Source organism: Bifidobacterium polysaccharolyticum (genome assembly GCF_016101585.1).
Lineage (GTDB): Bacteria > Actinomycetota > Actinomycetes > Actinomycetales > Bifidobacteriaceae > Bombiscardovia > Bombiscardovia polysaccharolytica.
This window is the reverse complement of the sequence record NZ_JACFQG010000002.1, coordinates 436,798-458,262: the sequence shown is the minus strand read 5'-3', so window position 1 is coordinate 458,262 and position 21,465 is coordinate 436,798. Positions and strand designations below refer to the sequence as shown.

Genomic DNA, 21,465 nt, shown 5'->3' with positions numbered 1-21,465 from the left:
TTTGCCCCAGGCGCGAAGCGGGCCCGCCGGCAGCAGGCGTGTCGCAAGGTTTGCCGCTGGTGTTTGCGAGTATTTCCAGGAGGTTGTGCTGCTCCCGTGTTGGTGGACTCGTGAATCGGTCGCTTTGACAACCAATGTGGGCTGCATGTAGTATCGAACCGGTTAGATACATAAGACAGGTTCGTGTCGAACCGGTTAGATGTACCTGAATCCATGCCGGTGTCAGCCCAAAGCCAGCACCGGTCTCGGGCAATGCGGCTCAGCCGTAGAAGGCAGAAAGGCGGCAACGATGAGAATCTTCAAGAAGAGCCCCGCAGTGAAGCGGGCGGGTGCGATTGTATTGGCAACACTCCTGTCAGTCGGCATGCTGGGGGCCTGCGGATCGGGTTCCAACTCCAGTTCGGGGTCATCGGGCACCAAAATCACCATATTCAACTCCAAGTCGGAGATTCAGTCCCAGATGGAGAAGATGGCCAAGGAGTACTCACAGAAGAAGGGCGTAGATGTCGAGGTCTACTCCTCCACCGATGCCGTGGTGGCCCATCTGTCCACCAAGTACGCCTCCAACGACCCTTACACCATCTCCATGGTGGATCCCAAGGATGTATACTCGCTGGCCAAGGAACACGCCATCGACCTGAGCGACCAGAAGTGGGTCAAGGACACCAAGTACGCGCTGAAGATCGACAACAAGGTCTACGGTTTCCCGGTCAGCATCGAGGCCAGGGGCCTGCTCTACAACGCCGATGCCATCAAGAAGGCCACGGGCAAGGAGTTCAAGCCTGAGGACTATAAGACCCTCTCAGCCTTCAAGGGCTTGATCAAGGAACTTCAGGCCGGAGGGATGGAGCACCCCACCGGTGTCATCAAAGAGGACTGGTCCCTGGTGGCCCATTATCTGACCCAGGTCTATGAGGAGCACGAGGATCCTGACGCCTTCATCAAGAGCCTGCACGAGGGCGGGGTCGACCTCGACAAGGACGCCAAATTCACCTCCCTCATGGACACCTTCGACGTGCTCAAAGATAATAACTACGCCAAGGACAACGCCATCTCGGCCGAGCGCGAGGTGACGGAGCAGAATCTGGCTGAAGGGAAGATCGCCTTCATGTTCGGCGGCAACTGGGACTGGTCCGTCATCAAGGACTATGACTACACCGAGAACATGGGGGAGATGCCCGTCCCCCAGGACACCGAGGACGGCAGTAACGAGAAGCTGGTCGGCGGCGGCTCCAAGTTCCTCTTCATCGACTCCTCTGATAAAACCTCCGACAAGCAACGCAAGGCGGCCGAGGACTTCCTCAACTGGCTGGTTTACGACAAGGACGGTCAGTCCTTCATCGTCAATGACTGCTCTCTGATCTCCCCCTTCGCCAACAACAAGCTGGAGGTCAAGGATCCCTTGGGCAAGTCGGTGAAAAAGTACGCCGATGCCGACAAGCTGATCCCCAACTATAACCATCTGCCCGATGACCACTTCTCCGTCCTGGGAGCCAACTTCCAGAAATACCTGGCTGGTCAGGAGGACAGGGCTTCCCTGGCCAAGGACATTCAGAACTACTGGAAGTCGGCCAAGATCTACGAGGCCGGAAAGTAACTGTCCACTACACAGCCGGGCGGGGACCGACCCTCTGCCGCCCCCGCCCGGCCGGGGCAAGCCTGATAATCATGAAAAGAAGCAAACTCTCATACAAGGTGGGGCAGTTCCTCATGTTTGCGGGCCCTGCCGCCATCCTCTTCTGTGCCGTGGTGATCGTCCCCTTCATTTACGGCCTCTACCTGACTCTGACCAACTGGGACGGGATATCCAACCACAAGCCCTTCGTGGGCTTGTCCAACTACCGTCAGGCCTTTGCTGACACTGCCTACTGGCAGGCCATGGGCAGAACCGTCATCTATTCGGTAATCTCAGTCATCCTGGTCAATGTTGTCGCCTTCCTCCTGGCCTACCTGGTGACCAGTGGGATCAAGGGGCAGAACTTCTTCAGGGCAGCCTTCTTCATACCCAACCTGATCGGTGGAATCGTGCTGGGATATGTCTGGAAGTTCGTCTTCAATCGGGCCTTCGTAGCCATCGGGGAAGCCGTCACATCCCATACGACATCCTCCCTCCTGTCCACGCCCAACGGGGCCATGTTCTGCCTGATCCTGGTCTCGGTCTGGCAATATGCAGGCTACATGATGCTGATTTATGTGGCCGGGTTCATGAGTGTGGATCAGAGTCTAAAGGAGGCAGCGGAAATTGATGGCTGCTCCAAGGCTCAGGCCATGGTGAAGGTGACCATACCCCTCATGAGGTCATCATTTGTTCAATGCATCTTCCTGAGCACGACCCGGTGTTTCATGGTCTACGACCTCAACCTGTCGCTGACCAAGGGCGAACCATTCAACTCCTCGGTCATGGCGGCCATGCACGTATACAACAAGGCCTTCGTGTACAAGAACTATGGGGTGGGTCAGTCCGAAGCCCTCCTCCTGTTCGTAGTGTGCGCGGTCATCGGCCTCCTCCAGGTCTATTTCGGTAAGAAGGGCGAGGTGGACGCTTGATGAGTGCAGCAACAAAACAGATGCAGGCAGGGGCCATCCAGGGGGAGGAACCTCGCAGGCCCAAGACGGGCATGGGCACCAGGATCGGGCATGGCCTGGTCTGGCTGGTTCTGATCGTTCTCCTCTTCGCTTTCCTGGCCCCCTTCCTCCTGGTGGTCATCAACGTCTTTAAGACCAAGGCGGACATCACCTCTAAGCCTCTGGCTCTGATCGGCCGTCACGGGTTCACCCTTCAGAACTTCCCTGAGGCCATGGAAAAGATGGACTTCTGGACGGTCCTGGGCAACTCCCTCTTCGTGACCATCTGCGCTACGATCCTGACTGTCCTTCTGTCGGCCATGGCGGCCTATGTAATCGTCCGCAACCCCACCTGGAAGGCGGGGGCCATCCTCTTTACCCTGATGGTGGCTTCCATGGTCATCCCCTTCCAGGTGATCATGGTCCCCCTGGTTTCGGTCTACGGCGGGATGCTCCATGTGCTCAACAGTCGGATCACCCTGATCCTCATGCATGTCGGCTTCTCGGTCTCCCTGGCCACCTTCATGTTCCACGGGGCCATCAAGACCAACATCCCTATGGAGCTGGAGGAAGCAGCAGAGATCGACGGCTGTGGCAAGTGGAGGACCTTCTGGCGGATTGTCTTTCCCCTCCTGAAGCCCACGGTGGCCACGGTGACGATCATCGAGGCTATGGCTTTCTGGAACGATTACCTCCTGCCCTCCCTGGTGCTGGGCCGCAAGGAGCTTTACACCATCCCTATCGCCACACAGGTCTTCTACGGAACTTATTCCACAGATATCGGTCTGGTCATGGCGGCCCTCCTCCTGGCCATGCTCCCCATTCTGGTCCTGTACGTCTTCCTCCAGCGGTATGTGGTTGAGGGCGTGACCTCAGGGGCTGTCAAAGGCTGAGCAAGTTCCCCATCGCGGATCCTCCCGCCCCTGTCGGACGCCCCGCCTGTTTCCTGCACCTGGTTTCGGGCCAGTCTCTTACGGCCCAAAATCGAGACGATGGATACAGGTGGTGTGGCGGGCCGATCATGACGATGGGGTGTCTGCCGGTGTTTGACGCCGTGCGAGTCAGCCCGTGAAAAGCGGTTCAATTGTTCTGTTTTCTGCTGCTTCGGCATGACCACAACCGTCTATAGAGCCTCGGGCGGATTCCTGACGTTCAGGTTCCACCTCTGGCCAAGCGTGACCGCCTCCACCTACGGTATTGGTTGGGGGACATGCCCATCTGCCGCTTGAAGGCCTTGGAAAAATAAGAGACGCTGTTGTACCCGCTCATTCTGGCCACCTGGGTCACCGGACAGTCCGTGGTGAAGAGGATTTCCTGGCTACGGGAAATGCGAAAGCTGGTCAGGTAGTCCTTGACGGTCAGACCCGTCTGTCGTTTGAAAATAGTCGACAGGTAGGAGCGGTCAATGCCGATATCCGCCGCCAGCCCCTCTACTGACAGGTCGGAATTGTACTTTTGCCCTATCAATGAGATTGCCTGGTCCACATAAGACCCCGCCCTTCCCCCGTCCTTGGAAGCCAGGGGTTCTCTGGTCTGCCGTACCGACTGCGCCAGGGTGGAAAGGATGACGAAAAGGGCGGACTGGTCCTGGAGGTTGTCGAAGGCGCTTTTGTGATTTCGTTGTCTCATCAGGGTTAGCTGCCCGTCGACATCTGTGAATTCTAACTGGGTCAGCGTGGAGACGATCATGGGGAAGGTGAACCCCAGCTGGGACATCAGATCGGCGGCCCTGGTGCCATCGAAGGCGATCCACTCATAGGTCCAGGGGTCGTCGAAATCGGCCTGGTAGTAAACAAGCTCGTTCGGTGCGATGATGAATGCCTGGTGGGCGTGCAGGTGGAAAGTGGTTTCCTTCATCCGCAGGATGCCGGACCCCGATACGATGAAGTGGACCAGGTGGTAGGGTCTGGCCCCCGGTCCGTAGGAATGACCCCCGTAGCAGGCTGACCGTCCCGTGAAGAGGGGTCTGAGGTCCCGCCAGCCAAGATCGGGCAGGCGGACCAGTGTCTCTTTTTCCACGGCGCATCCCTTCCGAACCGGTTCCGTTATCGACCTTGCAACTGTGCACAAAAGGCCAAGACAGCCAAACATCCGTCGCCAACCTGCAGGTCGTCGGCACCGGCATCATGCCATACATTGTAGGTGGGTTCCTCAGTGGCGTTTTCGCCGACAATGCCCGGTCGACCGGGCTTATGGGGGACTGTTCGAGAAAGGTGGCGTCGGCGATGGAGCTGACAGAACAAATGAAAGCAGAAAATGGGGAAGGTAGTGCCGACCATGACGGTTCGGTGGTCCAAGACCTGAGAAGCGGGCTCACGGCCCCATGCTCCCTCAAGATTGAAGACGGGGAGTACTGGTACGGAGGCTGCGTCATGGATGGGTCGCGTTATCCCTTCACTGCAGGTGACGATTACAGGCTGGACCTGATCGATCTGGACAGCCCAAACCAGGTCTCTCCGGCCTTCATCTCCACCCACGGACGGGCCTTGTGGAGCGAGGAGCCCTTCGACCTCAAGGTCCAGGGGGACACCATGGTGATGATCACACGGGGGACGGTACATGTGGACGCTTCAGGTGCCAACCTGCGTGATGCCCAGCAGAATCTGGCCAGGCAGACTTTCACCCTTGGGCAGATGCCCCCTGAGGAGTTCTTCCGTATGCCCCAGTGGAACACTTGGATCGAGCTGATATACAAGCAGAATCAGCGCGACGTGATGAAGTATGCCAAGGGGATAGTAGACAACGGCTTTCCTCCGGGGATCATCATGATCGATGATTTCTGGGGCGACTACTACGGCCGTTGGCAGTTCTCGCCCAGAAAGTTCCCTGACCCAAAGGGCATGGTCGAGAAACTCCATGATATGGGCTTCAAGGTCATGGTATGGGTCTGTCCATTCGTGACCCCTGACACCGTGGAGTACCACGATTTGCGTGACCGGCACATGCTTATCTTTGATCGGGATGGCGAGCCTGTCATACGTCAGTGGTGGAACGGCTACGGGGCGATTCTGGACATGTCCAATCCCGAAACATATGCATGGCTGAAGGAAGGATTGCAGGACCTGCGTAGCCAGACTGGTGTGGATGGATTCAAGTTCGACGCCGGGGACTTCAGGTACTACCATGACGACGATGCCTCGCTCATGCGGCTCACCAGGCAGGAGGAGGCCCAGCTCTGGGGACGCTTCGGCACTGAGTTCGATTACAACGAGTACCGGGTCAATTACAAGAATGGTGGTCTGCCCTTGGTGAATCGTCTTCAGGACAAGATTTTCGAGTGGGGCAAGGACGGCTTGTCCGAGCTGATTCCCGATACCATAACCCAGGGCCTCTTGGGCTACTACTACAACTGCCCCGACATGATCGGCGGCGGTGAGTATCGCAGCTTCCTGGGGACCAAGACGCTGGACCAGGAACTGATTGTCCGCTCGGCCCAGTGCGCCGCCCTCATGGCCATGATGCAGTTCTCCGTGGCACCTTGGAGGGTGCTGGACAAGGAACACCTGGCTCTCTGCCAGGAGGCGGCCCGCCTCCATGTGGAACTTTCGCAGACGATCGTCGACCTGGCCAGGAAGGCCAGCCAGACCGGTGAGCCCATCACCAGGAGCATGGCTTATGACTTTCCGCAGGCCCCTGTGGACTGCCTGAAGACCCAGTTCATGCTCGGCGACAGGATTCTGTCGGCCCCGGTGATCGAGAAGGGTGCAACCAGTAAGAGGGTCTATTTCCCCGAAGGGCGTTGGCAGTCTCTCCAGGATGAATCGACTGTGGTGGATGGACCGGTCACCCGCGATGTTCCAGTGACGCTGGCCACCCTGCCTGCCTACCGGAGAATCGACTGAGGGGATGATCCGCAATGAGTGATGAAAAAACAAGCGAGGATAAGACTGACAAGGGCGGTGCTGTAAAAGCGGGGCCGGCGCTCAAATACTCCCTCCTGTCCATATCCCTTGTGCTGACCTCGGCATATGCCATCTCGGCCGCCCTGCCCGCCATGCAGAAGTCCATGCCGGACCGTTCCCTGGCCCAGATTGAGACCCTGGCCACCGTTCCCACCATCTCGGTGGTCGTCATGGTCCTCCTCAGCGGGTGGATAGCCCAGCATATAGGGGCCAAGCGGACCGTTGGCATCGGTCTGCTCCTGGTCGGTGTCGGGGGCACCCTGCCGGCTTTTGTGACCAGCTACCCGGTCATTCTGGCCTCCCGTCTGGTCCTGGGTGCAGGTTTCGGGCTGTTCAATTCCCTGGCCGTCAGCCTCCTGTCCCATTTCTTCTCGGGCAACGAGAAGGCCACTGCCTTGGGCTTCCAGAACGCCTTTCAATCCATAGGCAGTGCAGTCATGACCTTCCTGGCGGGCCTCCTGTTGAACATCAATTGGCATTGGTCATTCCTGGTCTACCTGGCCGCCTTCCCCATCCTGATCGTATTCTGGATCTTTGTGCCTGAGGTCAAGCAGGACCAGCCAGTCAAGGGGGTCATGGCCGGGCAGAAGGTGAGTCCCGGTGTCATAGGTCTGGCCCTGTTGTCCATGGTTTACGTCTGCATCCAGGCCGGTTTCACTGTCCGCATCCCCACCATCGTGACCGATGCCGGGTATGCCTCCGCCACCGAGGTGAGCAACTGCCAGAGTATCGCCACCATAGTCGGGATGATTGCAGGATTCCTCTTCGGGGCTGTCTACAAGTACCTAGGACACTACATTCTGGCCTTGGGCACACTGCTGATGGGTTTGGGTCAGATTCTGGCGGCCTTTTCCCATAACATCATCATGACCGGTCTGGCAACCGTCCTGGTGGTGGCCGTCTCCATGGTCTACATCGGTACCTACTGCAACAACAGGGCCAGCGAACTGGCCGATGCAAACTCCGTCACGCTGGCCACATCCTTCGTCCTGGTGGGCTGTAATCTGGGCGGCTTCATGGCCCCTTACGTCCTTCAGTGGGTCTCGGCCCTTGTCGGCTCCGATCAGAATGTCCTGATTGCCTACGGATGCTTCTCTCTGGCCGTGACCGTCTTCGCCCTGCTGATGGCCATCCGGATACAGGGGGTCAAACGGGTCCCAACTGGACGTGATGCATAAAGGCGGTCATCCGCAATCGTCATCATCGGCCGGGGAACTGGTACCCCGGCCCGGTGTATAGTGACAAACAGGTCCCTGCGGGGGCCCGCATACATGCATGGGGATGGGCCTTTGTAGTCCTGGCCCCTGCGATTTTTGTTATCAGTGGATGGTGAAGTCATATGACTGCCGGCTTCCTTTGCGAGAAGCTGATCCCGGGCAGGGTCTTCTGAAGCCCTTTAGGCTTTGTAGGCCCGCTGGTTCAAGCCGCCCGTAGGGGCGGCGATTCTGTTATGCCCGGTCTGGCGCCCCTATGAGGCGTCTCTCGTGGTACTCCGGACCGCATTGGTTCGATCCTGATTTCGATCACGGTCTGGGTGCGCATGGATTTGTAGACACAGAGCACGGAAACGGCATCTAATTTTGATTGATTTCATCAAGCATTTCAACATAAGTAGACGTGAAAGCTGCAGGTATCCGCAGGCCGGAGGCGATGACAGTCCGGCCCTGGCCCTCTCACACGTCTGGCGGTCCTTCGCCGGAAGGCGAAGTAGGCGGAGGGAGGGGCCTCCCACAGTCCTATCGGACATCAGCCTGAAGGTGGACCGGGGAAAGATACAGGCCTTGGTCGGTCTGAACGGGGCCGGCAAGACCACCCTGGTCAAAATCGCTTCCACACTTCTAACCCCTACTCGTGGCGAGGTGAGCGTGGACGGGGTGGATGCCCTTGCCGATCCGAGCCAGGCCCGGAAGAGATTGGGGCTGGTGCTCGGTGGGGACAGGGGTTTCTACCCCAGGGCCACGGTAATGGCCAACATGCGCTTCTTCGCCGACTTGGCCGATGTGCCCTACCGGCGGAGGGACAGCGAAATCGGCCGTGTCCTGGAGGAGGTGGGTCTGAACGGTAAGGAGCGCCATGCAGTATATGAGCTCTCGCGGGGTCAGACCCAGCGCCTCCACATAGCAAGGAGTCTCTTAGGCTCCCCAAGACTCCTCCTCCTGGACGAACCAACTGGTGGCCTGGACCCGGGCGTGGCCCTGCGAATCCGCAGCCTGATCCGTTCGGTGGCGGATTCGGGGGTAGGCATCCTCCTGACCAGCCATGGCATGGAGGAGGTGGAGGAACTGGCCGACCGCATAGCGGTCATCGACTCGGGCAGAATCCTGGTCGATGGGTCTCTGGAGGCCGTCCGGCGGTTCGCCGACGTGGGCTGGGTGGCTTCCTTCACCTTAAGGCCGGACCAGTTGGCCGACCCCGGTATCCTGATTGGCTGGATCGGCCGGCGCGGCGTGGTCCTCACACGGCCATCAGGCCCCGACTGGATGGTCTCCATCCTCTGGAAGCGAGCCTCGGAGGAGGGATCAGGACCTGCCGATGCAGAGCCGACCCGTCTCAGACGAGAAATGGCCCGGTTCTTCGCGGACCGATCTCTCGACTGCCCGGCGGACCTCCTGGTCAGGCCCGCAGGTCTGGAGGACGCTTTCCTGGCCCTGGCCGCCCGCCCAGGCGCGGAGGCGGATCTTTGATGAGGATGCTCAGGGAGGCCGCCTTCCAACTGCGCGAATACACCAGAACCACCTACTTCATTGAGATCCTCCTGGTAGCCACCCTCTCAGCCTGCCTGGTCCAACGGTTGGGAGTCAGGGCCTGGGGATCCGATCCCTACGAGGGGTTTCTCCGTTCGGCCGTCATGGGCCTGTGGACCTCCTGCACCTCCGCCGCAGGTCTGATTGGTTTCGAACGGCGCAAAGGGACCTTGGCTCATCTCATGGTCAGCAGGTCTGGCCCCCGGCCTGCCATCCTTGCCCTGATCTCTTCAACCGCCACCTTTGGCCTGCTGGCTTTTCCTCTAGCCGGTGTGGCCTGGTTGATTCCAGGGCCGGGTGCCCTCCTGCCGACCGAGCTGGGGGAGCATTGGCCGGTTCTGGTCCTGGGGGTGCCCCTGATTTGGCTGGGGGCCCTGGTCATGGCCCTGGCTGTGGCCTGTTTCTTCGTCATGACCCCTTATGCCACGGCCTATGAAGGCCTGGTCCTTGTCCCCTGTATGGCCCTGTCAGGAGTTTTCGAGGGTCCGACGAGAACGATTGACCTGGGGGAGGGGTTGAAGAATCTGACCCCCACCCGGCCTGCCCTGTCCATCATGAAGGCAGGTGGCATTGCATCCGATCCAGGGGTTTCCATCCTTTGGTGGGACCTGGCCTGCTGGCTGGTGGCCCTACTCCTGTGGATCAGCCTGGCCGCCTGCTTTGCCAGCATTTCCGAGGCCAGAGCCCGGCGTGACGGTACAATCGAGGTGATCTGACCATGAGTTGGGTTCATAGGATGCTCACCGTCGCCAATGTCAGCTGGCGCTCTTCCATGCCTGCTGGCCGGCCCCTGGCCCTTCTGGTATCCCTGGTCGTTGTCCCCATTCTGGACGTGGCCTGCCAGCTCATGCTCGGAGGGAGCCTGAATTCCCCGGCCCTGGCTCGCATCGGATACGCCGGTGGTCTGGTGACTGCAGCCTGCCAGGTGGCGACTGTCATGGCAAGCGGTATGACCATGGACAGGGAGGAGGGAATCATCTCGCAGGTCCTGATACGCCTTCCGATGGACCTGGCCTACTGGATTGGCCTGGGTCTTCCGGGTGTGGTGGCTGCTTCGTTCACAGGGCTGGTCGCCCTGGCCGGAACCCTGGTCCTGAATGTCGGACACAGTCCGTCCGATTTTCTCCGGGCCCTGAGCCTCCTGCCCACCGCCCTATTTGCAGGTTTGGCCTTGGGACTCCTTGTGGGTGGCCTCGGTCTGCTGACTGCAGATTCCTTCGCCCCGCTGAATGCTGTCACTGTCCTCCTCCCGGTGGCTGTGGGTGTGGTCGTGCCCGCTGAAGCCTACCCGGCCCCACTTCGTCGGTTCGCAACCATCCTCCCTTTGGGGGTCACGGTTCAGGCTGTGGGAGATTATGGCCTATCCTGGACGGCGGTTCTCCTTGCCGAGGTCATCAGGGGGCTGGTGGAGGTGGTCATCGGTCTAGCGGCCTCTGTAGTGGCCCTGCGCAGAATACGGTCAGGGGCCTACCTGAGGTTGTGATTCAAGGATGTGGAAGGCAGGAGGGGCTGTGCGCGTGCATGCACCCCTCCTCCTGTCTCAGGTGTTCGTCTAGCAAGACATTATGTCGGCGTGAGAATCCGTTTCGGCTCCTTTATCTTTCTTTATTTTCGGTCTTTAGTCTGGCTCCTGCCACAAGGAAACGAATAGGAGCTGACCATGCGTTACATATTGCGGACCGAGGGGCTGACCAAGGTCTTCGGCCACGGACAGCGGGCCGTCGACCAGGTGTCCCTGCATGTTCCTGAGGGCGGAGTCTACGGGCTCCTGGGCCCAAACGGGGCTGGAAAGTCCACCACACTGAAGATGGTTACAGGCATGTTGCACCCCACTGGCGGATCGATGATTCTGGACGGGCACCCCTGGTCGCGCAGGGATCTCTACGACATCGGCGCCCTGATCGAGCACCCGCCCGTCTACCCCAACCTGACGGCCCGCCAGAACCTCAAGGTGCGCACAACCCTCTTTGGCCTGCCCGATGAGCGGATCGACCAGGCGCTCTCCATTGCCGGACTGAGCGATACGGGCTCCAAGAAGGCTGGACAGTTTTCCCTGGGCATGAAGCAGCGCCTGGGAATAGCCAACGCCATCCTGACCAAACCCCGTCTGCTAATTCTGGACGAGCCCACCAACGGGCTGGATCCGTTGGGCATCGAGGAGCTGAGGGGGATGATCCGCAGCTTCCCGCAGCAGGGGATGAGCGTGATCGTCTCCAGCCATATCCTCTCCGAGGTATCAATCCTGGCGGATCACATCGGCATCATCGCCGACGGTCGCCTGGCCTACGAGAATGAACTGCACGCCGGGGAGGACCTGGAGGGGCTGTTCATGGACGTGCTTAGGAGGTCGCGATGAACGAGCGGAATGCCAACGAACTCGTCCAGCAGGATACGGCTGCTTCAGACGCTCGAGCCGTGACAAAGGCTAGAACGCGGGGAGGAGGCATCCCCTTCGGCAGAATTCTGGCGGCGGAGATCATGAAGGGCAGGTCGGCTGCGCCTAGGCGGATGGCCTTGGCCTTCCCCCTGGTGCTCATTGTCATCGTGGCTTGCTTCGCGTTCGGATTGCATATCTGGATCCCCTCCTGGGTCAACTACTGGTATGTTCTGCTCCTTCCGGCCATGACTGCTCTGATAAGCGTTGCCGTGGCCAACATCGACGGAAAGCAACGGTGGAGGACCACTCTGGCCCTGCCTGCTGCGCCTGTTCTGATCTGGTGGGCCAAGATCGTCTACTGTCTGCTTCTGATCGGCATTGCCACCCTGCTGGCTCTGGGCCTTTCGGCACTCATGGTCGCCGTCTCTGGGGTTCAGGGCCCCTCCATAGTTGATTTCGTAGTCAGCGCCCTGATGCTGGTCCTAGCATGCTCCTGGATGATACCGACCGGACTGGCGCTGACCGCCCGATTCGGCGTTCTAGTCGGATTCGGCTTGCCTTACATGGCGGACCTGCTGGCCTCGATCACCTTCTGGGGGAACCAACGGCTCTGGCCCTTCCTGCCGCCCGCCGCCATGATCAACCTGCCGGTGCCTTTCATGAAGGTCATGCCCGATGGTGTGCCACTGGAGACCGAAGACAACAGCCCAATCAAAGCTGCACTCTCTGTCTTCGGCGGGCAGAGTCTGACGGCCTTGGTGGTCTGCCTGGTCTGGTTCCTGCTCCTGTCCGTCCTGACGGGAATCTGGTTCTCTCGGAAGGAGACCAACTGACATGGCTGGGATGACAGTCGGCCGGGTTGTGGCCTCGGAAGTCGTGCGATTGCACGGATCTGTGCTTATCGCCATCCACGTCATCTGCGGGTTGGCGGCAGGACTCGTCTGCGGTGCCTACTTCGCCGCAGCCCCCTATGATCCCGGGTTGGAGACCGATGCATTCTTTCAGGTCCTGGGCGCCTTCATGCCCCTGATGGCCGCCATCGTCGTTGCCATAAACATCGAAACCGAGCGAGAGGCCGGCGACATGGCCAACATTCTGGGGATTCCCAGCCGCCGTCTGGGCCTGGCCGCCAAGATCCTTGTGCTCTGGCTGCTGGGTCTGCTGGCTCTTGCCTTGGCGGCGCTGGCATACTGCCTGCCCATGGCTCTGACCGGCGGATTGGGTGCGCCGATCTCGGCCGTCGCGCTCGCCACCTTGGGTATGGCAGGTGGCTCCCTCTGCCTCTACCTCTTCTCCATCGCTCTGGCGCTTCGCTTCGGCAGAAACGCGACCATCGCCATTGGGGTACTCGGCACTGGGATATCCATCAGTTCCCTCGGCGGCCTCTTCAATGGCCTGTACGGCCGCACCCTGTCCGGTGTCGGGAGCACTCCTGGAATCAGCCAGTGGATACCCTTCACCTGGCCTACCAGATTCGGCTCCCTGGGGATTGAGCAGGCCCTGGCCTTGACCATGCCGGGAGGGGAGGGTCTGCGTGCTTCAATCGGCGTGACGGCTCTGGATAATCTGGTTCCCTGTCTGGTCCTCACCCTGACCTTGGGCCTGGCCCTCCTGCTCTGGATCGGCAGGTTCGAGGATCGGCGCAAGGTCAGCGATTAGACTGGATCACAGGGCATCCGGTCCGTGAGAAATCCGTCCTGCAAGAAAATCGTCCTGCAAGAAATCAAGCTTGCAAGAATCCTGGCCCGCAAGGTGTTTATTCTCAAACGCTGCTGGGCCGGGTCGCTAAGCGCAGAAAAGGAGCCAATCGTGGCTGACGTGCATGCCGAAGGTTCCCGTGGGGACGATCAGCATCGGGCTTCCATCCTGGTGGTGGACGACGATTCAAGGATCACCACCCTGCTGATGGCCGCCCTGTCCAAGGACGGCTATGCCGTGACCGTGGTCAATGAGTCGCGGAAAGTTGTAAGCATGGACCTGTCCTCGGTCGACCTGATTCTCTGCGATGTCATGATGCCCCACATGGACGGCTTTGCCCTTTTGACTTCCATCAGAGACCGGGTGTCCTGCCCGATCATCTTCCTGACGGCCAAGACCGATGAGGATAGCGCGGTCCTGGCCTACGGCCTGGGCGCCGACGACTACATACGCAAGCCTTTCGGTATCGCCGAACTCCGAGCCAAGGTCAGGGCGAGGCTGTCTCAGGGCAGTCGGCGCGGGCGTCCCCTCCTGCATTTCGGACCCTTGGACATGGACCTTCAGGCGCGGCAGATCAGGGTGGACGGGCGCAACGCCAATCTGACGGATGCGGAATACCGCATATGCGCCCTGCTGGCAGAACATCCCGGTCGGGCCTACGCGCCCATGCAGATATGGGAGGCCTGCCTGGCCGCAGAGGATGACCCGGCCGCCGATGATACGGACAGCGATGCCACGGCTGCGGTCAGAGTCCATCTGAGCAATGCCCGGCGCAAACTCAAGGCTCTGGGGGTGGACCCCATCAGGACCATCTGGTCGGTGGGTTACCAATGGGTGGCCTGACTGACGGCGTGCCTGAGTCGTCCAAGCAGCAGAGCGTCGACGGCAAGAGCTGGGAAAGCCGCAAGGGAATGCCCATTGTTCTGCTGATCATCAGGTACTTTCTCTACGTGCTGCTGATTCTGGCTCTGCTGTTCGCCGGCATTTATATGGTCTGGATAAACCTGGGGGCCAGGGGCGACTTCTTCTGGGCCAACTATGGCGAGCAGCATCTGGAGGAGGTCGGGCAATCCATCGGCCGTTCGACCGCTATTGACGAATCTATGATTCCCGCCGCCTATTGGTACCGGACCTATGACGATCAAGGGCGTCCCACTGGGGGAGATATGACGGGCGGCATGGCCAGCGAGGCCGACCAGCTGGCTACCGACCATCGGGAGCATAGCGTATCTAAACCATCAGAAGAGCAAAGAGAGAAAACGGGACGGCCTCTCTCCACTCGTGCGAAGCCGGATGCGACCTATGCCGTCTATGCCACAGCCGACGGACGACTATGCGTCCTGGCCTATCGGGTTCAGCCACAGTGGGCGTCAAGGCAGACCCGGGACAGCTATCCCAATCCCCAGAGCCTTCTGCTGACGTCTTGCGGGGTCGCCCTGCTGCTCACCCTCTTGTTGGTCGGGTTGCGGGCGGCCCATGTCATTTCGTCCAAGCTCAAGGTCTTCAACCAGGTGGCTGACGACATAGGGCGGCAGGACCTGGATGCCTCCCTGCCCCGCAGCAATGTTTGGGAGATCAACCGGGTGCTGGGGTCCTTTGACAGAATGCGCGTGACGCTGAAGGAATCCTTGGAGAAGACCTGGGCGGCCCAGGAATCCCAGCGTCGGCAGGTGGCGGCCCTGGCCCACGACCTGAAGACGCCGCTGACTATCATGCGAGGCAACGCCGATCTGCTGGGGGAGACCGAACTCAGCCAGGAGCAGCAGTCCTACCTGGACTCCATCGAGGATGCGATCCGGGAGATGGCTGACTATGCCCAGGCCATCAGTCAGGGTTCCGTGGGCACCGCCGACGGGGGATCCGGGGTCACAATAGTTGCTTTGAGGGATATGGTCGACAACCAGGCCCAAGGCTACCTGAATGCCCGGGGTCTGCGGTTTGAGAGGGATGACCGCCTGGGTTCCGACGCTGGTCAGGTTTCCGGTAATGCCGCTGACCTTGCCAGGGCGATCATGAACATCATCGCCAACGCGGCTGACTACTCGCCCCACCAAGGTCTGGTGACGCTGACCTGGAGGCTGAAGGATGGCCGTGAGGGCGGCCGTGCCTTGGTGGTGACCGTGCGTGACCAGGGTCCAGGATTCAGTAGTAGGGCTCTGGCCCATGCCACGGAGTGGCTCTATCAGGCCGATAGCAGTCGGCACGGTTCCAGCGGTCACCATGGCATAGGCCTGGCCGCAGCCCGGTCTGCTGTCGAAAGTGCAGGAGGGCGCCTGACCCTTGGAAATGCAACCGATGGCGATGGCGCAGTAGTCACTGTATCTTTGCCGGTGGAGTGAATGTGGCGGGGTGAATATCGGTCACTGCAAACCCGGTGTCCGGCTAAGAAATGCACAGTGATAAAGATGACGAAGATTATCAATTGGCAGGGGCCTGTGTGCAAAAATCAGAGGTTGTGTCGGTAGCCAAGGGCTGGAACTGGTCCTGGGGGAGAGCGGTTCCTCGACAATCAGCGCTTTAAGGGAACCATTGATCGCATGCTTGAGGATGTCATGGCCATTGCCAACAGTCAGACCAGGAATTCCACCCTGGTGAGCCTGCTGGAGATTGAGGGGACTGCGGAGAATCGGCACTCAAGGCTTCCTCCACTGTGCGCTTCTACTCTGTATCGGAGCAAATACCAACGATATGTGGCCAACTATGCCTCGGCTGAGATGTCTTCGTAAAAGAAGCCTTGAATGGCATTACGGTAAGGGCGGGTATTGCCGGGCGGTCACGACGAAGTATGGTTATAGCACGCTGAATGTTTTTCCGCGCGATTATGCCGCCTTGCTTGAATCCCGCTCCACCAGAGTCGGTTCAATCAACACGGAGCCGTGCACGTGCCGGGAGTTGCTGAATTCGTCCATCAAAAGAGTGGCGGCCTTGCGGCCCATGTCGATGCCGGGCGCGGCGACGACCGATAAGGGGACCTTAGGATAGCTGTCTCTACGGGCGCCTTCGGTGCCGATGACTTTGATGTCGTCGGGTACGCGATATCTGCGCTTCTCCTGCAGGGCATTGATGATCCCCTCCCCGAGCGCATCGGTACCGGTAATGATGCCGTCAGGGACTGCCGTCGGGGGGAGCTGGCTGATTTCATCGCCGACCGCATAGCCGTCTTCCGTCATGATTCCGTGCGAATCGATGATCGACAACTTGGCCTGGGACTGCTCTCGCATGGCCCGCTGAACCCCTGTATAGCGGTCGTATATGGACTGGTAGTCGAAGGAGTGGGAGACGAAGGCGATGTGTTGGCATCCGGCTTCCAGCAAATGCCTGGTCGCCATCTGCCCTACGGCGAGGTTGTCCTCCAGGACGCTGCAGTTTTTGGTTTTGCTGCCGGGCTCCACATGATCGACCAGCACCACGGGCAACTTGACCGAGGCCGCCCACTCCAGGTCAGCGGTGCAGTCCACTACGCTGCAGAGAATAACCCCCTTAACGCCCAGGGAGTAGAAGAGCTTGAGCAGGCTGGTCTGGCGCTCAGAATCGGAATAGGCATTGGTGCCGATCAGCTGCATGTCCATGTCCTCGCAGATTTCCTGAGCCCCCTCGAATACGGAGGTAAACAGGGAATGCTCGATGTCGGTCATGATGATGCCGATGGTGGACTGCCCGGTCAGTGCCGCGGCTCCGCGAGCTGGACGGGGCACATAGCCGAGTTCGTCTATTGCTGCGCTTATGCGTTTTTTCAGAGTCTGCGAGACGCGGTCAGGATAGTTCAGATAATTGGAGACAGTGCCCAGCGAGACCCCGGCTTTCTGGGCGATGTCTGCAACGCCGACCTTGCCTTTGCCTACCGGGACGGCTGCGTCTTGTGCGGACGACATTGTGTCGGATTCCTTCCTGCTGGCCGTGATTATCGCGTAAAACCAGCCTAACGCTTAGCTGCCGGTAGCGCCGGTCTTTGATTGGAAGCAAGGATTGAAATTTTCAAAAAGCGAGTTAGTATTAATCCATGACAAGGCAGTCTTTCGCCTTATTTATGAAATGAAAAATAAAAATGACCGGTGTCGGGCTTCGATATGCAAGGTCGCGCCCGACGCTCGCCTCAATGACAGAGGAGACAATATGGCAGACAGCACTTCAACGGCGGACAAGGGGCTGGGAGGCTATGGCTCCCTGGCTGTTGCCGCCGGCATCGGGTCCATGCTGGGATCAGGCATCATCGTGGGCCTCTCATCGACCATCACAGTCTGGCAGCAGGGTTTCGGGCTGAGCAATGGGCAGGTGGGGGTCCTGTCGGGGGCCCTGACCTTCGCCATCGCCTTCGGGTCCCTCTTTGGAGGTCGCATCGCTGACGCTGTGGGGAGGGTACGCTTTTTCAACTGGATCAATCTGCTCTATGCGGTGGGGGCCGCCATCGTCGTATTCTCCGGTTCCTACGCCATGCTTTTGGTCGGAGTGGTCATCGCAGGCGTGGCCTCAGGTGCTGACTTGCCGGTGTCGATGACCGTCGTCTCCCATGATGCTCCCAATGATTCGCTGGCGGCCCGTCTGGTATCCACCACCCAGGTCTACTGGCAGGTTGGCGTGTTCATCTCCTTCATCTGTGCTTTCCTGGTTTCCAGGATGCAGGGGGCTGCAGGAGGCCGTGTGGTTTTCGTCATTCTGGCTGTTTTTGCAGTGATTGCCTGGCTCTGGCGCACATGCTCGCCCACCTTCCGTGCCTTCCATGAGGCCGCTGACCGCCGTGATGCAGCCGAGCCCGGTGCTGAGACCGGGGCAAAGGTGTCGGTGATCAAGGTGATGATGGGCGCGGACAAGAAGATGTATCTGAGCTTCTTCGCTGCAATCCTGATTTTCTATGTGGGCTGGAATCTGCTGGCCAACACCTGGGGCCAGTTCCAGACATTCATGCTGGTCAACGCCCATGCTTCCCAGACCCTGGCCACCGGTATGGGCATCATCCTCAACTTCGTGACCTTGATCCTCAACATCGTCTTCGCTTCGATCGCCGGGGGCAAATATCGCAACAAGGCCTTTGTGGCAGGCATCATCATCACCTTCATCGCCATGGTCGCCCTCTCCCTTGGCGGCACCAACCTGTGGGTAATCGTCGGCGCCACCGCCTTCATGAACCTGGGCAGCCCCTTGGCCGGCGAGGCCCTCTACAAGGTCTGGACCCAGGAATCCTTCCCCATTGAGATTCGCGCCTCCATCCAGGGCTTCATCAACGGATTCTCCCGTCTCTGCTGTGGCCTGTTCGCCCTGGTCACCCCTGCCCTGGTCGTGCCTTCGACCATTCGAACCACCATGTGGGGCTTTGCAGTGGTGGTGATCATCGAGGCCATCGCCGGAACCGTCATGATCAGGCTCCAGGCACGGTATGGCACCGATGAGGAACGCCGGGAACGGTCCAAGCGATAACGCCCGCATACAAGACAAGGAGGTCAAGTTATATGAATACGGATCAGACAATCGTCATCAGCGCCCCTGAGGTGGAGCACTACCACGGTGATGTGCTGGGAATCGGCAGCCACAAGCCCAGGCTCTCCTGGACATACTCGGATCAGCCGCCCCAGGGGGCGAAAGTGGTGGTCAAGCTGACCAGGCGGATGCCGGGCGACGATCCTGTACAGCAGGAGGCCAAGGTCGACGCAGGCGACAATGTTCTCCTGGCCTGGCCTTTTGAGCCCCTTCGTCCGCGGGAGCGGGCCCTTGTGGTTCTTGCCATGCTCAATGCTGACGGATCCCCTCTCGGAGTGCCATCGCCGGAGCGCCGCTTTGATGTCGGGTTGGATGTGACGGACCGCATCGCTGACTTCGTCGGTCCATCCTGGCCAGAGGCCGAGACGGACCATCGTCATCTGCCGCTGGTGCGTGCGGAGTTCCAGCTGCCTGCAGCGCCCAGGTCCGCCAGGCTTTATCTGTCGGCGCTGGGGCTGGTCCAGGCTGAAATCAACGGGGTTCGGGTCGGATCCGATGAGCTTACGCCTGGCTGGACCGTTTATGGCCGCCGTCTGGAGTGCTGGACCTACGACGTGACCGAGCAGCTGTCGCAGGGTGCCAATGCCATGGGCTTCTGGCTGGGCGACGGCTGGTACCGTGGCCGGTTGGGTTTCGACGGCGGCATGGCCAACTTCTATGGCGACAGGATAGGAGTGTTCGCCCAGTTGGAGGTGGAGGGCGAGGACGGCTCGATCACCCACATCTACTCCAACTCCTGGGACCGCACTTGGAAGACCGCTCTGGGACCGATCGTATGCTCGGACCTCTATGAGGGGGAGACCTACGATGCCAGGTTGGAGGAGCCTGGCTGGTCCAGTCCGGGTTTCGATGACTCGGCATGGCGGCCAGTGGCTGAGGTTCCTTATGATCCGGCGAAGATTGAGAATCCGGAGCTCCAGGCCGTACGCATGCAGGGGCGGAACCAGCCGGTGTCCATTACCCATACCGGAGGGTCTGGGAAGTCCTCCTCCTGGCTGATTGACTTCGGTCAGAACTGTAGTCAACGGATGCGCCTGCACATGCATGGGTTGGCAGAGGGGGCTCAGATCTCCATCCGCCATGCCGAGGTGCTGGAGAAGGATGGCACTCTGGCCACACGGACCCTGCGCCGAGGGCAGGAGCATGATCAGTACATATCGAATGGCCAGGATGCCTGGTGGGAGCCACGCTTCGCCATGCATGCCTTCCGCTATGCCAGCATTGAGGGCTGGCCCGGAGAACTGACCGCCGAGGACATCGACTGCCGGGTCTACCACTCCACCATGGAGCGGACCGGTTGGTTCGACAGCTCCAACCCGCTTCTGAACAAGCTCCACAGTAACGTCCTATGGTCCATGCGTTCCAATTTCCTCTCCATACCAACCGACTGCCCTCAGCGGGACGAGCGCATGGGCTGGACCGGAGACATCGACCTTTTCGCGTCGACGGCCGCTTACCTGTACGATGTTCAGGCCTTCCTCTCTTCCTGGCTGAAGGATGTGCGCATCGAGCAGGAAACTCATGGAACCATACCGTTCTTCGTGCCCTTTGTGCCGCTGGGCGCCTGGGCCAAACCGGCTGCTATCGCCATCTGGGGGGATGCAGCCGTGGCAGTCCCTTGGACCCTCTATATGGAGGGCGGGGACAGGCATGTTCTGGATGAATCCTGGGACTTGGTGCGGGGATGGATAGACGAGGTGCGCACCTACCTGTCGCCGGACGGAGTCTGGGATCGTCGGCCTGACTATGTATTGGGTCAGCTGGGAGACTGGCTGGACCCGACCGCTCCGCCGGATGATCCTGCCCAGGCTATGACGCAGAAGGAGCTGGTGGCCACTGCCTACTTCGCTCGTTCGGTTGACTATGCCTCCCGCATTGCCCAGGCTCTGGGGAAGCAGGCAGAAGCAGCCGATTACCGCTCCCTGCATGAGCTGATGGTCGCCGGATATCGGAACCGGTTTGTGACCGGCGATGGCACAGACATGCGCATGACCTCCGATACCCAGTGCGCCTATGCGATTTCGATCGCTTTCGGGTTGTTCGATGCCGATCCTGGACTCAAGGAGGTTGCCGGCCAACGGCTGGCGGAACTGGTGCGCGAATCAGGCGGCAAGGTCTCCACTGGTTTCGCCGGCACCCCATTCGTCCTGCCGGCTTTGAGCGAGACCGGGCATGACGCTGAGGCATACTCTCTGCTGCTGTCAACCGAGTGCCCCTCCTGGCTCTACCAGGTGAAGATGGGAGCAACGACCACTTGGGAGCGTTGGGATTCCATGGAACCTGACGGGTCCATCAATCCGGGCGGCATGACCTCCTTCAACCACTATGCGTTGGGGTCTGTGGCCGAGTGGATGCATGAGCGGATCGGCGGTCTGAGAGCTCTCGAACCGGGGTGGAGCCTCTTCGAGGTCGATCCCCGAATCGGTGGTGGGTTGACGAAAGCCTCAACGCGCCATCTGACGCCGCATGGCATGGCTGAATCGTCTTGGCGGCTCGAAGACGGCCGAGTCCGGCTTCAGTTGGTCGTGCCTGTCGGTTCCGTGGCGCGGGTGCTGGTTGGTTCCCCTGCGGCTCCTGGCGAGCGATCCAGCAAGGATTACCCTGCAGGAACCTACGATCTGGTGGTCGAACGCTGACTGCTACTGGGCCGACCAGGTCCTGACTGATTGGACTAGATCGGCCCGTGAAGGCTATGTATGCCGATGCC

17 protein-coding genes are annotated in these 21,465 nt (G+C 59.9%); 15 read left to right on the top strand and 2 right to left on the bottom strand.

Annotated elements, in window-relative coordinates; all coding sequences use genetic code 11:
• The first annotated feature begins 289 nt into the window (after positions 1-289).
• The 3 genes from H3T90_RS05080 (at position 290) to H3T90_RS05070 (ending at position 3,458) form a co-directional block, all read left to right on the top strand.
• Complete coding sequence (locus H3T90_RS05080) at positions 290-1,597, top strand: ABC transporter substrate-binding protein (RefSeq protein ID WP_198191223.1); 1,308 nt, start codon at positions 290-292, stop codon at positions 1,595-1,597.
• A gap of 71 nt (positions 1,598-1,668) precedes the next feature.
• Positions 1,669-2,547 (top strand): carbohydrate ABC transporter permease, encoded by an 879-nt coding sequence (locus H3T90_RS05075; RefSeq protein ID WP_110425937.1) that lies wholly within the window; start codon positions 1,669-1,671, stop codon positions 2,545-2,547.
• On the top strand, positions 2,547-3,458 hold the full coding sequence (locus tag H3T90_RS05070) for a carbohydrate ABC transporter permease (protein WP_232339446.1): 912 nt from the start codon (positions 2,547-2,549) through the stop codon (positions 3,456-3,458). Before H3T90_RS05075 ends, H3T90_RS05070 begins: the two co-directional genes overlap by 1 nt.
• 259 nt (positions 3,459-3,717) lie before the next feature.
• Here the strand turns inward: H3T90_RS05070 and H3T90_RS05065 are convergent, their stop codons facing one another.
• Entirely contained in the window at positions 3,718-4,584 is an 867-nt protein-coding gene (locus H3T90_RS05065; protein ID WP_198229793.1) for an AraC family transcriptional regulator, read from the bottom strand.
• Positions 4,585-4,808: 224 nt separating this feature from the next.
• Here H3T90_RS05065 and H3T90_RS05060 point away from each other — a divergent pair, with 224 nt between their 5' ends.
• From H3T90_RS05060 to H3T90_RS05015, 10 genes are all read left to right on the top strand, one after another.
• Positions 4,809-6,407, top strand: a complete 1,599-nt coding sequence (locus H3T90_RS05060) for a glycoside hydrolase family 31 protein (RefSeq protein ID WP_198229792.1) — start codon at positions 4,809-4,811, stop codon at positions 6,405-6,407.
• Between the two features lie 14 nt (positions 6,408-6,421).
• The gene (locus tag H3T90_RS05055) at positions 6,422-7,645 is read left to right on the top strand and encodes an MFS transporter (RefSeq protein ID WP_198207909.1); all 1,224 of its coding nucleotides are present in this window, start codon (positions 6,422-6,424) and stop codon (positions 7,643-7,645) included.
• A 402-nt stretch (positions 7,646-8,047) separates the two neighbouring features.
• Positions 8,048-9,151, top strand: coding sequence for an ABC transporter ATP-binding protein (locus H3T90_RS05050; RefSeq protein WP_198229791.1), 1,104 nt, complete (start codon positions 8,048-8,050; stop codon positions 9,149-9,151).
• Positions 9,151-9,927 (top strand): multidrug ABC transporter permease, encoded by a 777-nt coding sequence (locus tag H3T90_RS05045; RefSeq protein WP_198229790.1) that lies wholly within the window; start codon positions 9,151-9,153, stop codon positions 9,925-9,927. The genes H3T90_RS05050 and H3T90_RS05045 overlap by 1 nt, the downstream gene beginning before the upstream one ends.
• A gap of 2 nt (positions 9,928-9,929) precedes the next feature.
• Entirely contained in the window at positions 9,930-10,694 is a 765-nt protein-coding gene (locus H3T90_RS05040) for a hypothetical protein (protein ID WP_198229789.1), read from the top strand.
• Between the two features lie 177 nt (positions 10,695-10,871).
• A complete protein-coding gene (locus H3T90_RS05035; protein WP_198229788.1) occupies positions 10,872-11,567 on the top strand; it encodes a lantibiotic protection ABC transporter ATP-binding protein in 696 nt (231 codons plus the stop codon).
• Positions 11,564-12,421 (top strand): lantibiotic immunity ABC transporter MutE/EpiE family permease subunit, encoded by an 858-nt coding sequence (locus H3T90_RS05030; RefSeq protein ID WP_198229787.1) that lies wholly within the window; start codon positions 11,564-11,566, stop codon positions 12,419-12,421. The genes H3T90_RS05035 and H3T90_RS05030 overlap by 4 nt, the downstream gene beginning before the upstream one ends.
• 1 nt (position 12,422) lies before the next feature.
• On the top strand, positions 12,423-13,247 hold the full coding sequence (locus H3T90_RS05025; protein ID WP_198229786.1) for an ABC-2 family transporter permease: 825 nt from the start codon (positions 12,423-12,425) through the stop codon (positions 13,245-13,247).
• A gap of 150 nt (positions 13,248-13,397) precedes the next feature.
• Complete coding sequence (locus H3T90_RS05020) at positions 13,398-14,129, top strand: response regulator transcription factor (protein WP_198229785.1); 732 nt, start codon at positions 13,398-13,400, stop codon at positions 14,127-14,129.
• Positions 14,117-15,625: a sensor histidine kinase gene (locus H3T90_RS05015; protein ID WP_198229784.1), complete on the top strand. Its 1,509-nt coding sequence runs from the start codon at positions 14,117-14,119 to the stop codon at positions 15,623-15,625. Before H3T90_RS05020 ends, H3T90_RS05015 begins: the two co-directional genes overlap by 13 nt.
• A gap of 480 nt (positions 15,626-16,105) precedes the next feature.
• On the opposite strand, the gene H3T90_RS05010 is transcribed toward H3T90_RS05015, so the two are convergent.
• Complete coding sequence (locus H3T90_RS05010; protein WP_198229783.1) at positions 16,106-17,158, bottom strand: LacI family DNA-binding transcriptional regulator; 1,053 nt, start codon at positions 17,156-17,158, stop codon at positions 16,106-16,108.
• Between the two features lie 241 nt (positions 17,159-17,399).
• Between H3T90_RS05010 and H3T90_RS05005 the strand changes: the two genes are divergently transcribed.
• Complete coding sequence (locus H3T90_RS05005) at positions 17,400-18,698, top strand: MFS transporter (protein ID WP_198229782.1); 1,299 nt, start codon at positions 17,400-17,402, stop codon at positions 18,696-18,698.
• 32 nt (positions 18,699-18,730) lie between these two features.
• On the top strand, positions 18,731-21,394 hold the full coding sequence (locus tag H3T90_RS05000; protein ID WP_198229781.1) for an alpha-L-rhamnosidase: 2,664 nt from the start codon (positions 18,731-18,733) through the stop codon (positions 21,392-21,394).
• Positions 21,395-21,465: the final 71 nt, after the last annotated feature.

What these genes read in the sequence shown, in the direction of transcription:
- H3T90_RS05040 (WP_198229789.1), top strand. Translation starts at nt 9,930, where the DNA reads ATGAGTTGGGTTCATAGGATGCTCACCGTCGCCAATGTCAGCTGGCGC.
- H3T90_RS05030 (WP_198229787.1), top strand. Translation starts at nt 11,564, where the DNA reads ATGAACGAGCGGAATGCCAACGAACTCGTCCAGCAGGATACGGCTGCT.
- H3T90_RS05060 (WP_198229792.1), top strand. Translation starts at nt 4,809, where the DNA reads ATGAAAGCAGAAAATGGGGAAGGTAGTGCCGACCATGACGGTTCGGTG.
- H3T90_RS05035 (WP_198229788.1), top strand. Translation starts at nt 10,872, where the DNA reads ATGCGTTACATATTGCGGACCGAGGGGCTGACCAAGGTCTTCGGCCAC.
- H3T90_RS05080 (WP_198191223.1), top strand. Translation starts at nt 290, where the DNA reads ATGAGAATCTTCAAGAAGAGCCCCGCAGTGAAGCGGGCGGGTGCGATT.
- H3T90_RS05015 (WP_198229784.1), top strand. Translation starts at nt 14,117, where the DNA reads ATGGGTGGCCTGACTGACGGCGTGCCTGAGTCGTCCAAGCAGCAGAGC.
- H3T90_RS05025 (WP_198229786.1), top strand. Translation starts at nt 12,423, where the DNA reads ATGGCTGGGATGACAGTCGGCCGGGTTGTGGCCTCGGAAGTCGTGCGA.
- H3T90_RS05005 (WP_198229782.1), top strand. Translation starts at nt 17,400, where the DNA reads ATGGCAGACAGCACTTCAACGGCGGACAAGGGGCTGGGAGGCTATGGC.
- H3T90_RS05070 (WP_232339446.1), top strand. Translation starts at nt 2,547, where the DNA reads ATGAGTGCAGCAACAAAACAGATGCAGGCAGGGGCCATCCAGGGGGAG.
- H3T90_RS05075 (WP_110425937.1), top strand. Translation starts at nt 1,669, where the DNA reads ATGAAAAGAAGCAAACTCTCATACAAGGTGGGGCAGTTCCTCATGTTT.
- H3T90_RS05000 (WP_198229781.1), top strand. Translation starts at nt 18,731, where the DNA reads ATGAATACGGATCAGACAATCGTCATCAGCGCCCCTGAGGTGGAGCAC.
- H3T90_RS05055 (WP_198207909.1), top strand. Translation starts at nt 6,422, where the DNA reads ATGAGTGATGAAAAAACAAGCGAGGATAAGACTGACAAGGGCGGTGCT.
- H3T90_RS05010 (WP_198229783.1), bottom strand. Translation starts at nt 17,158, where the DNA reads ATGTCGTCCGCACAAGACGCAGCCGTCCCGGTAGGCAAAGGCAAGGTC.
- H3T90_RS05045 (WP_198229790.1), top strand. Translation starts at nt 9,151, where the DNA reads ATGAGGATGCTCAGGGAGGCCGCCTTCCAACTGCGCGAATACACCAGA.